The organism is Vagococcus sp. (assembly GCF_036639995.1).
In the GTDB taxonomy this organism is placed as follows: Bacteria; Bacillota; Bacilli; order Lactobacillales; family Vagococcaceae; genus Vagococcus.
This window is the reverse complement of record NZ_JAVWHO010000002.1, coordinates 99,825-110,952: the sequence shown is the minus strand read 5'-3', so window position 1 is coordinate 110,952 and position 11,128 is coordinate 99,825. Positions and strand designations below refer to the sequence as shown.

Annotated in this window: 15 protein-coding genes; 5 read left to right on the top strand and 10 right to left on the bottom strand. The window is 30.7% G+C overall.

Translation table 11 applies throughout. The features are described from left to right. Positions 1-7 precede the first annotated feature (7 nt). Positions 8-1,081: a tyrosine recombinase XerS gene (xerS, locus tag RR554_RS01925; RefSeq protein WP_332462616.1), complete on the bottom strand. Its 1,074-nt coding sequence runs from the start codon at positions 1,079-1,081 to the stop codon at positions 8-10. A gap of 237 nt (positions 1,082-1,318) precedes the next feature. On the opposite strand from xerS, the gene RR554_RS01920 reads away from it, so the two are divergent. From RR554_RS01920 to RR554_RS01905, 4 genes are all read left to right on the top strand, one after another. Then, on the top strand, positions 1,319-2,242 hold the full coding sequence (locus RR554_RS01920) for a phosphotransferase (protein WP_332467315.1): 924 nt from the start codon (positions 1,319-1,321) through the stop codon (positions 2,240-2,242). Next, positions 2,239-2,730, top strand: coding sequence for a hypothetical protein (locus tag RR554_RS01915; RefSeq protein WP_332462614.1), 492 nt, complete (start codon positions 2,239-2,241; stop codon positions 2,728-2,730). The genes RR554_RS01920 and RR554_RS01915 overlap by 4 nt, the downstream gene beginning before the upstream one ends. Positions 2,731-2,754: 24 nt before the next feature. Further along, the gene (locus tag RR554_RS01910; RefSeq protein WP_332467314.1) at positions 2,755-3,087 is read left to right on the top strand and encodes an SdpI family protein; all 333 of its coding nucleotides are present in this window, start codon (positions 2,755-2,757) and stop codon (positions 3,085-3,087) included. A 369-nt stretch (positions 3,088-3,456) separates the two neighbouring features. After that, positions 3,457-4,203 carry a hypothetical protein gene (locus RR554_RS01905; protein ID WP_332467313.1) on the top strand — a complete coding sequence of 249 codons (747 nt, stop codon included), beginning with the start codon at positions 3,457-3,459 and terminating at the stop codon, positions 4,201-4,203. A gap of 84 nt (positions 4,204-4,287) precedes the next feature. Here the strand turns inward: RR554_RS01905 and RR554_RS01900 are convergent, their stop codons facing one another. From RR554_RS01900 to RR554_RS01890, 3 genes are all read right to left on the bottom strand, one after another. Further along, a complete protein-coding gene (locus tag RR554_RS01900) occupies positions 4,288-4,908 on the bottom strand; it encodes a DUF2812 domain-containing protein (RefSeq protein WP_332467312.1) in 621 nt (206 codons plus the stop codon). After that, positions 4,895-5,230, bottom strand: coding sequence for a PadR family transcriptional regulator (locus RR554_RS01895; protein WP_332462610.1), 336 nt, complete (start codon positions 5,228-5,230; stop codon positions 4,895-4,897). Before RR554_RS01895 ends, RR554_RS01900 begins: the two co-directional genes overlap by 14 nt. Positions 5,231-5,327: 97 nt before the next feature. Further along, entirely contained in the window at positions 5,328-5,909 is a 582-nt protein-coding gene (locus RR554_RS01890) for a CGNR zinc finger domain-containing protein (protein WP_332467311.1), read from the bottom strand. Positions 5,910-6,104: 195 nt separating this feature from the next. On the opposite strand from RR554_RS01890, the gene RR554_RS01885 reads away from it, so the two are divergent. Further along, positions 6,105-6,389 (top strand): putative quinol monooxygenase, encoded by a 285-nt coding sequence (locus RR554_RS01885; RefSeq protein ID WP_332462608.1) that lies wholly within the window; start codon positions 6,105-6,107, stop codon positions 6,387-6,389. A 124-nt stretch (positions 6,390-6,513) separates the two neighbouring features. On the opposite strand, the gene RR554_RS01880 is transcribed toward RR554_RS01885, so the two are convergent. The 6 genes from RR554_RS01880 to RR554_RS01855 form a co-directional block, all read right to left on the bottom strand. Further along, positions 6,514-7,029, bottom strand: a complete 516-nt coding sequence (locus RR554_RS01880) for a GNAT family N-acetyltransferase (protein ID WP_332467310.1) — start codon at positions 7,027-7,029, stop codon at positions 6,514-6,516. 19 nt (positions 7,030-7,048) lie between these two features. After that, entirely contained in the window at positions 7,049-7,645 is a 597-nt protein-coding gene (locus RR554_RS01875) for a VanZ family protein (protein WP_332467309.1), read from the bottom strand. 92 nt (positions 7,646-7,737) lie between these two features. Next, positions 7,738-8,637 carry a DUF7916 family protein gene (locus tag RR554_RS01870; RefSeq protein ID WP_332467308.1) on the bottom strand — a complete coding sequence of 300 codons (900 nt, stop codon included), beginning with the start codon at positions 8,635-8,637 and terminating at the stop codon, positions 7,738-7,740. 84 nt (positions 8,638-8,721) lie between these two features. After that, positions 8,722-9,471: an ABC transporter ATP-binding protein gene (locus RR554_RS01865; protein ID WP_332462604.1), complete on the bottom strand. Its 750-nt coding sequence runs from the start codon at positions 9,469-9,471 to the stop codon at positions 8,722-8,724. Further along, a complete protein-coding gene (locus tag RR554_RS01860; RefSeq protein ID WP_332467307.1) occupies positions 9,472-10,344 on the bottom strand; it encodes an ABC transporter permease in 873 nt (290 codons plus the stop codon). After that, a partial coding sequence (locus RR554_RS01855) for an ABC transporter substrate-binding protein (RefSeq protein ID WP_332467306.1) occupies positions 10,341-11,128 on the bottom strand: 788 nt, incomplete at its 5' end. The genes RR554_RS01855 and RR554_RS01860, both read right to left, overlap by 4 nt.

Sequence of the window (11,128 nt, the reverse complement as noted above, 5' to 3'; positions counted from 1 at the left end):
TTTTTTGTTAATCACTCCATAAATCATTCATTGCATTTCGTTGCTCTTTGTCGACAATATGAGTATAAAGAGCTGTTGCACTTGTTCCTGTTTGACCCAATTGATGAGACACTGTCAGCAAACTATTTGTCTTTTTATAAAGTTGCGTACCTACAGTATGACGCAATTTATGAGGCGTAATTTTTGTTTTAAACGCAGCGGAATATTTTGAAACTAATTTTTCAACAGTAGATGGTTCTATCCGCTTGGCTGCGCCTTTATATTTTGTTAAAAACAATGCTTTCTCTTGCGTTTTTGGGGTATATAAGCTATTTCTAGCTTCTTCATAGTCAATAATATAATCAATAAACAAAGAGGAAATTAGCGCCACATCTTTAAAGCCACCTTTACGTACAACGGTTGCTTCCAGATTTATCGTATCTAAATCAGATACTTGCATGTTCACAAGTTCTGATAACCGAATGCCTGTCCCAAGAAATAAAGCAATTATTGCTAAATCCCGTGTCTTATTTTTCTTAAAAAAAGCCTTTGCTTGATGACTTTTAAGTGTATTTTCATAATCTTGATCAATATAGTACAAAAATAAAATTGCTTCATCATCAAGTAATAATTTTTTTTCAATTCGCCGAGATCTTTCTTGCAACGTTTTGTTTGCCTTCACATTATCTATTTTCAATAGAACGTTTTGACTTAAATAAGGTTGATTATTCTCATCCTCAGTTTGTGTACTCAAGTATTTAAACAAAGAGCGTAAAGAAGTAATAGATCGTTGAACGGTGACAAAAGAGCGGGCACGATTGTCTTTAGATGTTCCTACCTTAGGAGAATGCATCAAAAAAGATTTATAAAGCTCCAAATCTTCTTTCTTTAATTCTTCTAAATCAGCTAAAGTAGGGGATGTAGAGTCTATAATTTGCTCTAACTTTAACCAATCAAAAAAACGTCGATATTCTTTTGCATATTCATAGAGAGTTACTGAAGAATAGGGGACAATACTTTTAGAATGAATGTATTCTTGAACGAACCAAGGAAGGGAAGCGGTTTCTGATTCAAGTAAGTTATTTAATTTCTCATTTGGCATATCTTTCCTCCTATATCATTATCAGAACATTTGTTCTTAAAGAGAGTATAATTCATCTATACCAATTTGTCAAAACGATTTAAAAGAAAAGGAGAGGTAAGTAATATTATTTATACCAATCAGCTGTTTATTTCACCTTTACGGAAAGAGATAACTTTCAAGAAAGGTAGGTTTCCATAAATTTACATGTTATAATTAATTTATAAAATATCAGTTATTTGTGTAGAGGTGAAGTCTATGAATAAAGAAAAGGTCTGTTTCCTAACAAAAATGGATATTAACTCTTTTTCAGTAGTATCAGATGAGCGACTAGATAAAATTTATAACACGTATTTATTAGAGAATAAAAATCGTGAATACTTCGTTTTAAAAAAAGCAACTGATAAAGAAATTGCAATCAATCAGTTGCTAATTAAACACGGTTTCATTGATTTAATACCAGAAATTATGAGTTTTTCCAAAGAACTTGATAGCAATCACAAATGGATGACAACTCGATATGTTGGAAAAAAGGATTTATCTAGACTAAATCAATCTACAGCTAAGTTACTGGGTAAGCATCTAGCCAAACTTACTAACTATTTTTATTTTGAAGAAGACTTATTGAATCAGTTAACCCCAAACACGGACGAACAATTAGCTCATAAACTTGCTATTTTAGATAAACTTGATAAGAACTCTATTCTATATGACAGCTACAACCTTTATATCAATCGCTTTATCTCAACTCCTAAAACACTTTGCCACGATGATCTATTGCCAATAAACGTCTTGCAGAACCAAACAACGAATCAGTTAAAAATAATAGACTGGGAACACACTAGAAAGGGAAATTATACAACAGATATTGCCCGTTTCTCAGCCTTTTACACAACTAATCAAGAAACATTTGAGAAAGGATTATCCTTTTACGGCTGCCAATCTGATATTGACTTACTCCTTTGTACTTATTATTCTTTGCTGGATGCACAAATAAAGGAACAAGTTAGTAAACAACAGTTTTTAGAGGATTACCACTTAGAAGCTCTTAATCAACTAATTATGACAATCAGCTACTTAAAAAAGATTAATACCACCTATATTCAAACTGAATGGGAAAATTACTTCTTCACATTAGCATTAGAAAAAGCAATTTATATCAAAAAGGAGCATTTTAAATGAAAAAAAGATTCACTTTAATCATGTTAATTTTAGGTTTACTAACACTAGTAGCATGCTCTAGTAAGTATGACATTAGCAATGACAAAAAAATATTGACCGTTGATGATAGCTACTCAATAAATGAAAAAAATACAACTTCTAACAGCACCAATTACAAAGGGGATATTGAACTGAATGGTCGACTAACACTTTGGGAAATTGATGTTCTAGAAAAGTCGGAACTGACTGTTATTTATGATATAAAAAATCAAAAAGGTCAGGTTAGACTTGCTCTCACAGACAATAAAAAATACATTCGAACTATTTTTAAGTTAAAAAAAGGGCAAACAAATGATGATAACATCAAAATTACGCTTACCCCTGGAAAGTATTTTATCAAATTAGTTGGAGATGATACTAAATTTCAAGCTAAGACAATCAAACTAGATTATTCAAATAAAATGATGAAAACAACGCATATTGACAGCATTCGTGACGATGATAACTAGAAAAATATATCTGGAGGGTTTCTTATGTTGACTTTAATAATAAGTTTTTTCTTTCGTTTATTTTCACAAACTTATCTTACTGAAGCTCCTAAAGAAATCAATAATTTCGAGGGTTTTAGATCAAAAAAATCAATGTCTAGTCAATCCAATTGGATTTTATCACAAAAACTTGCAGCAAATGCATACCAAAAAATTTACAGAACTAACTTAATTATAGGTTCAATTATTGCGATACTTGAAATATTGTCATTTATTTTTCTAAAAGAAGTTCTTAGTTGGATTTTTCTTTTAGAACTCATGATATTTTTTATTTCATGTAGTTTTATTAAGTGGTATGTTGATAATCAATTGAGCTAGTTAATAAAAATAATCTGAAACGCTCTCTTATTTAACTAATATTCAGCTTGGTTTAATATATATTATGTAAACCAAATAGAAATAAATTTAATCGTTGCTACTTTTAGAGTTCTCTTTCGCTATTTTTATCCATAAGCCTGCTGTAATCTCTTACTAAGAATTTAATTTGACTTATATATAAGTACCTTAATTAATTTTATCTGTTAAAATCTTTTTTAAAGAATTATTTTTCTTAACTAACGTTCCAAACGGCTTGCTTTTTAAGCATTCCATTATTTAATTAAATATAGATTTAACATTTTTAACCTTAAACCATTCGATTAGTGCTATAATAGCCAAGTAGAAAAATAGATTTAGGAGCTGGATTATTTGAATAAAAACATACAAAACAAAGAAGTTTCTTTAGAAACAATCAGAAATAACAAAGAAATTTTAATAAATGGTAGGAAATCTTACTTTGCTGAATTAATAAAAGTTGCAGTTACTCTTAACAAAGAAATTTTAAATGAAACAAATAAAGAAGTAATCGAATTAAAATCTATGTTAATCACTGAAACAGTTACTATTATGACTGCTTCATGGAGGAACACCCTTCCCTTCAACATTTTTGTTTCTAAAGGAGCAGAAGCTTTTGCTAAGAGTTTAAGCATCAATGACTTGCGTAACCATGACTATAGTTTAAAATTTGGCATGAATGAAATTATTGAACAAATCGAAGAACCTAGTTTCCTTGCCGTAGCAGAAAATTTAAATGATCAAGACCTTGCTAAGTTAAACAAAGCTTTGAGCAAAGACGATAAAGCGTTAAATTCAAATGTTATGTTACACTGGGAACACGCTTTTACTGGAAAAATGTTCGTTAATATAGTTACCGATTTGATCAATACTCTAACTGAGAACAACGCTAATGATGAAGAAATCTTTAAAGCAGCACAAGAGTTAGTAGAAAAACAAGCTATTGTTTGGATTCTAAAAACTGAAAACTATGTATTAGCAGAAAATGGATTTAAAGACACGCGAGAACCAAATTGGGAATCCGCTTATAAAAAATGCGGTATTGAATTAAGCGAGATATCAAAAGCAGACTATTACAACAGTTTTAACAAAGAATGGTAAACCATTCTTACATCAAAAATAAAAACAGAGCTACCTTATAGCAGCTCTGCATCGATAAGACTTAAGGTAAATCTTAAGTCTTTTTTAATTTAAATCTTTATATTTATTAATAGATTTTTGTACTAAAACAAATTGATACACAAAGTATCCTAATAAAATCAGCGGAGCAAAAGCAAATATAATTCTTAAAATAGCAAATGGTAGTTCAAATAGAAAAGCTCTCCAAAACTCTTGATCGCCCTTATACCATAAACCAGGTGTCAAAAAAGCTGCCTTAGGGTTAAAGAAAACCGATTTATTCGTCTTGTTATAAAAAATTAGCATATAAAACGTAAAAATAAACATGTTCATACTTAATAAAGAATTTCTAGACCTTACTTCTCTTTCATATTTTGAATTTGAGTCAGAAAAAAGTTCGTCTGATATACTTGAATCCCCAATAAAATAAATCTTACCATTATTTTTTGATTCATTTTTTATATTAATCCACCCAAAATCGGCCATAAATTGAAAATAATCATTTTTCTCATCTTCTGTTTTAAACTTTCTTGAATCAATTCTTACTACCTGATTACTTTGCGAGTTTGACTCAAAACTATATCTACCGAAACCAACAGGCTCACAAAGAACCAAGCCTTTATTTAATTGAGTATTTAACCACTCTTCTTCTTTATCAATAGTTGAAAAGTATCTATACTTTCTCATTATCAATCCCTCCTCCAATATTAATTTGATCCCATAGTTGTGTACAACGCTTCATTCTTTCAACTTCCATTGATAGAATCAACTCTCCCAAAGACGTTACTTGATACATTTTTCTTCTTTCTAAATTAGAAGGAATTTGCTCTATCATACCCTTCTTTAATAATGTCTCTATCGCTCCATACATTGTTCCAGCAGCAATACGAACCTCACCACTACTCATTTCTTCAATTGACTTTATTGCTAAGTAGCCATACGTAGGTTGTTTAAAAGCCATTAAAATGTAAAATACCGTTTCAGTTAAAGGTAACTGATCCTTCTCCATAAAAACAACTCCTTACTTTTAATTTATATAGTATCACTATACAGTCGAAATGTATAGTGATACTATATAAAAAAACTAGATTATATAATAATCTAGTTTACTCATTTTCTCTATTTTTATTTTCATATCTTTCAACCTTATATCTATTACCGCAAATTTTCATCGAACACCACTTTCTTCTACCGTTTTTATTAATAAATATAAGTGGACAAGAATCGTTAGCACATTTACTCACTTTATTGATATCTCCATTCTCCACTAATCGAGACAAATCTAAAAACATTAATGTTTTAATTCCAGCTAAACCACTTTTAACTGGTACAAAGATTGGTGTATTTTGAATAAAAATAATTGAAAAAGGATTATTTAAAGTATTAATTTCAATAAATAATTTGAAATCACTTATTGAAATTTTTTTATCTAATAAGTCCAAAAGAACACTATAAAGCTCTGATCTAAATTCCAATAAATCATTAATGTCGATATTATTATCTAAGCAAGAATTAAATGTTGAAAGTTGAGTATTATAATGTGTATTTCCATCTATAGGAGACTCAGTCCAAGCCTCTAAATCTTTAACATTCTTTACTAACTCAATTATCCTCCCTTTTCTGACGATTCGAGAATTAATAAAATTTAAAGATATACTATCCGTAATGTTTGGAAACATATCTCTCATTTAAGCTCCTCCTTTATGAATTACTAATAGTATATCACAGCTAAAGTAAAAAACCTCTTAAAACCATTTCAACAGGTTAGTTAACTAACTTTTAAAATCCGATATAATAGGTTAGTATAGATTTTTCACCTATTTTTATCTAATCTTTTATGGTAGACTTCGTAGTAAACTAACACTCATATTGGAGGCTTACCTATGATAACTCTTATAGCAGAAGATTTTATTCATCCAGAATCGATTGAAATTGTAAAACCAATTTATACTAAATTAATTGATGAAACTAGAAAGGAATCAGGATGCATTTCCTACCACTTACATCAGGACTTAAAACAGCCCGGACACTTTGTTTTTATTGAAAAATGGCAAGATGAGCAGGCTATTCAAAATCATGTTGATTCACCTCACTTTAAAAAATTAGTCCCTTTAATCGATAAGCATATATTCCAAGAAGCAAAATATATGAGACTCTCTGATTTTTAAATCCAAATTAATTTTAATGTAATAATATTATGTTAACCAGAATGCTATACAAAAAAACTTTAGATTTTGAGTATTACGTCAAAACCTAAAGTTTTTTACTATCTTATCTATAACATATCTTTTCTTAATCATTTAATTCAATCCAATATCGTTCTACTATTTTTTTATTCATCTCTATCCGGTTATCTAACTTACCACCCGAACTTAAAATGACAGATTTAGATACGTAGTTATCACTATCACATGTCAATAGAACTTTATTCAAATCAAATTTATCTTCAGCAATTTTCAAAGCTTGATGCAACCCTTCTTTAGCATAACCTGCTCCTCGGAAACTTTTTCTAATAGAATAGCCAATATGCCCACCTTCTTTTTCTAAGTGAGGTGTTAACTTATGACGAAGATCTAGCATTCCTACTAAGTTTATCTTTTCATCAATTAATAAAAACTGAGTTGAAGGAACCAAATTGCTAGGTGGTGATATCTCATTTTTAAACACTCTTTTTCGCCATTTTACTATATCAAATTCTGTTGTTAAGCCGTTTGATCCATGTATTATTTCATGATTTTTAAGAAACTCTTTTTGATACTCAATAATTTGTTCATTACTTATTTGATCAATTTTTACTAATTGAATCATCTATAAATCACTTCCTATTTTAACTTAAAAAGCTGCATACTGCTGCAACAATAACGTACATTTTGGGTTCGTAAGATAAAAATTTACTTGATTGAAATAATGGGATTGGTTGAATCCATCGTAGTAATAGCTTTGAAAAAACAAAGTATAAAAGCCATCCAGCACATGCACCTAACGTATTAGTAATTAAATCATTGATATCGGTTGCTCTAAATCGTGTAAATAATTGACTGATTTCTATAAATAGAGAAAGAAAAAAAGCAAATTGGAACGTGTATTTAAAATGATGATATTTCTTCCACATTAAAGGTAAGATAACTCCTAAAGGCATGAACATGATGATATTTAAATAATCCGATCGAAGCATGCCGTTACCAAAAGGAATTAGACTTAAATTAGGATCAAAAATATCCCCTTGAACATTAAGTACCCTTATCCAATTTGATATACTTGGAAAACCGATTATTTCTTTCAACATGATTAATAGATACAACATAAAACCATAACCTATTACATAATGAGTTACTTCTTTATAATTTAAAACTTTTTCAAATAATTTTTGTTGTTTGTAATTATAAATAGACAAAATAATAAATGCTAATGCCAAACTTATCATAAAAAAACCTCCTAGATATACTTATTATATCTAAGAAGCTTCATTTACTCATAGGACTTAAGTATTATCTTTTTCTTAATAAAAATTAAGTTTTATCTATTAACAGAAGTCGCTACACGATTCATTGTATGGCGCAAACCTCTAATGGCAATTGACATCGCATAAATATTTTCAACTGGAGCTAATCCACTATAACCTGCATCTCCAATATGCTGAATATCAACGCCACAAATCTTATTACGAATCGCAATCTGTTTGATAGTCTCTTGATCTGAACTTTCTTGACTCGTTCCAATGGCTGACATAGACAAAGCTCCATTAGATCTAATATATTTTGTTGCATCTCTAATATCTTCATCTGCGACACCAGGTATCGTTCCTACTGCTGGGAGCAAAACAATGTCTGCACCTACTTCAACAAAAGACTTAATGGCTGACATATTAACAACTTCCTCATCCACTCCAGTACCGTGCGTTTTTCCCGCAATGATTAAACCAAAAAAATGTTGTTTTGCTAATTGAATAGATTCAGCAATTTTTTTATTAGTAACGCCAGTCTCTGAATTTCCTGTTAAGCAAATAAAATCAAACCCTAATTTTTGAGCTTCTTGAAGTGTTTCAGGTGATAAAGCATCAACTGACTCTATATTAATACCAATTGGCTTGCCAGTTAAATATTTTAATTGGTCAACAGGATTTTTTCGCAAGCTTCTTGGGTCATTCATCAAATCAATGACTTCTTGCAAATTAGCACTCCCTGGTAACCCCATAACGATTGGATTAAACACATCAAAAGCATTTAATAGTATTAAATCAGCACCATATGCACTCGCTAGCTCAGCATTGGTAATTTCACCTGCAACAGGTTGAGATAACGCCGCATTTTCAGAACAAATAATTCGCCCTTCAGAGGATTTTATTGCCTGTTTTAATTCCATTGGTGTCATTTTTTTAATCTCACTTGCTGTACAACTCAGTAATCTCTTTACCATAATTATCAAAGCTCCTTTACACAATTGTCTCTTCTTTATTATATAAGACTAGAACGTAAATCTCTAGTTTAATAACTAAATTGATTATTCAAAATAAGACAAAACATCTCTTAATGTTAATTGGTTCTTTTCTTCTTCTGAGATATCGCGTTTTATTTGTCCGTTTTCGAGAACGATTAGACGATTACCATATTTTAGTGCATCTTCCATTCTGTGAGTAATCATTAGACAAGTTAAACGATCTTTTTTAATAGTTTCTTCTGTTAATTCCATTAATTGCTTTGCTGTTTTAGGGTCTAAAGCAGCTGTGTGCTCATCTAATAGGAGAATATCAGGTTGTGTCATTGTTGCCATTAATAAACTTAGCGCTTGTCTTTGCCCTCCAGATAGATTACCAGCAGGTGTATCCAAATGTTTTTCTAAGCCGTTACCTATTTTTTTACACATCTCTAAGTAATCGGCTTGCTCAGCCTTAATATTTCTAAAAGTAAGGTTTCTTTTTTCTCCTCTTTTACTAGCTAACATCAAATTTTCAGCAACGGTCATTCTTGGAGCTGTTCCAAGTTTTGGGTCTTGAAATACTCTTCCTAAATACTTTGCTCTTTTTTCTTCAGAATCTTTAGTAATTATTTTTCCGTTTAATAACACATCTCCAGAGGTTAAGGATAATTTTCCGCTGATACTATTAAACAACGTTGATTTTCCAGCTCCGTTTCCACCTAATATAGTAATAAAATCTCCCTGCTTCACATCTAGATTTAAATGGTTCATAATAACCATCTTAGTATCTGTCACCTTGACTCCATCTCTAATGCTTAACATTGCCTCTTTCATCTAGAACATCTCCTTTTTTTGAAACAATTTCAGTTTAAATTGAGGAATCATTAAGCAGACAGCTAAAATTGCTGATGAATAGACCTTTAAATATGTTGTATCTAATTTGAGTTTAATGACTACTAGAATCAATAGTTGATACAAAATACTTCCTACAACAATAGCAAGCAATCGCTCAAATAAAGTTAATTCACCAAAAAGCAATTCTCCTAAAATAATTGAAGCTAGCCCTATCACGATAACACCAATTCCTTTGTTAATATCAGCATAACCTTCGCTTTGTGCAATCAATGCGCCAGATAAGGCAATAATGCCATTTGAAATAGTCAAACCTAGTATTTTCATTTTATCTGTTTTAATTCCTAATGATTTGGCCATATCTTCATTATCACCAGTAGCAATATAGGCTTGACCTAAATGTGTTGTTAAAAATAAAATGATGCCTAAAATCACAATTCCTACGACTATTAACGACATAAAAATCTTATCAAAATTAGGAGGTAGATTAAGACTATCTAAATAATTAAATATCTTATGATGATTAAGTAACGACAAATTCGGTGACTTCATAACGAATAACATCACTGAATTTAAAGCACTCATTACTAAGATACCTGATAAAATAATAGGGATTTTCCCTTTTGTAAAAAGAAGTCCAGTTATTAATCCAGCAAGCATACCTGCAATTACACCTAAAAAGGTAGCAATTAAAGGGGAGATCCCACTAGTAATTGCTGTCACACAAACAGCTCCTCCTAAAGGAAAACTTCCTTCTGTTGTTAAATCAGGAAAGTTTAAAATTCTAAAAGTTAAAAATATTCCTAAACCCAGAATAGCCCATAATAAACCTTGTGCAATCGTTGAAACTATCATTTCTCTTCTCCTCCTTTAATCACGGCTTTTTTTAAAATTGACTCAGGAATATCAATTCCTAAAAACTTAGCTTGCTTCTTGTTTATAATAATATCGCCATCACTAAATATGTAAATAGGTGTATCTTGCGGTTTGCTCTTTTTATTCAAAATATCTGCAACCATTTTACCGGTTTGTGTTCCTAATTTATACTGATTTATTCCCACAGTTGCTAATCCTCCTTGTTCTACCATTGAGTCAACAGACGGAATAACTGGCAAGTGATGCTGATTAGCAACATCAACAATTGTTTGCATAGCATTTGCCATTGTATTATCTGTTGGGATATAAAGAAAATCTACTTCCTCAGAGATAACTTGCATCATTTGGGAAATCTCATTTGTTGATGGCACGGCGTAAGACTGGACGTCAAACTTATTTTTCTTTGCTTCCTTAGTTATTTTTTCTACCTGATAAGCAGAGTTATCTTCAGCTGATGAATACAAAATCCCCATTTTTTTCTTTTCAGGCAATAGCGATTCAACAAGATCTAATTGTGCTTTGACTGGTGATTGATCACTAACACCCGTGACATTTCCACCTGGTCTCTGATTATCTTTTACTAATCCAGCTCCTTTGGGGTCACTAACTGCTCCCAATACGATAGGTACATCCTTTGTTTCATTTAATAATGATTGAGCTGCTGGAGTAGCTATCCCAACCAAAATATCTGATTTTTCGTTAATTAGATGTTGACTCATACTTGTTAATTTTGATTGATCTGCCTGACCATTTTGAAAAACAA

What these genes read in the sequence shown, in the direction of transcription:
- RR554_RS01870 (WP_332467308.1), bottom strand. Translation starts at nt 8,637, where the DNA reads ATGGTAAAGAGATTACTGAGTTGTACAGCAAGTGAGATTAAAAAAATG.
- RR554_RS01900 (WP_332467312.1), bottom strand. Translation starts at nt 4,908, where the DNA reads ATGAGAAAGTATAGATACTTTTCAACTATTGATAAAGAAGAAGAGTGG.
- RR554_RS01890 (WP_332467311.1), bottom strand. Translation starts at nt 5,909, where the DNA reads ATGAGAGATATGTTTCCAAACATTACGGATAGTATATCTTTAAATTTT.
- RR554_RS01860 (WP_332467307.1), bottom strand. Translation starts at nt 10,344, where the DNA reads ATGATAGTTTCAACGATTGCACAAGGTTTATTATGGGCTATTCTGGGT.
- RR554_RS01895 (WP_332462610.1), bottom strand. Translation starts at nt 5,230, where the DNA reads ATGGAGAAGGATCAGTTACCTTTAACTGAAACGGTATTTTACATTTTA.
- RR554_RS01880 (WP_332467310.1), bottom strand. Translation starts at nt 7,029, where the DNA reads ATGATTCAATTAGTAAAAATTGATCAAATAAGTAATGAACAAATTATT.
- RR554_RS01915 (WP_332462614.1), top strand. Translation starts at nt 2,239, where the DNA reads ATGAAAAAAAGATTCACTTTAATCATGTTAATTTTAGGTTTACTAACA.
- xerS (WP_332462616.1), bottom strand. Translation starts at nt 1,081, where the DNA reads ATGCCAAATGAGAAATTAAATAACTTACTTGAATCAGAAACCGCTTCC.
- RR554_RS01910 (WP_332467314.1), top strand. Translation starts at nt 2,755, where the DNA reads ATGTTGACTTTAATAATAAGTTTTTTCTTTCGTTTATTTTCACAAACT.
- RR554_RS01920 (WP_332467315.1), top strand. Translation starts at nt 1,319, where the DNA reads ATGAATAAAGAAAAGGTCTGTTTCCTAACAAAAATGGATATTAACTCT.
- RR554_RS01875 (WP_332467309.1), bottom strand. Translation starts at nt 7,645, where the DNA reads ATGATAAGTTTGGCATTAGCATTTATTATTTTGTCTATTTATAATTAC.
- RR554_RS01885 (WP_332462608.1), top strand. Translation starts at nt 6,105, where the DNA reads ATGATAACTCTTATAGCAGAAGATTTTATTCATCCAGAATCGATTGAA.
- RR554_RS01865 (WP_332462604.1), bottom strand. Translation starts at nt 9,471, where the DNA reads ATGAAAGAGGCAATGTTAAGCATTAGAGATGGAGTCAAGGTGACAGAT.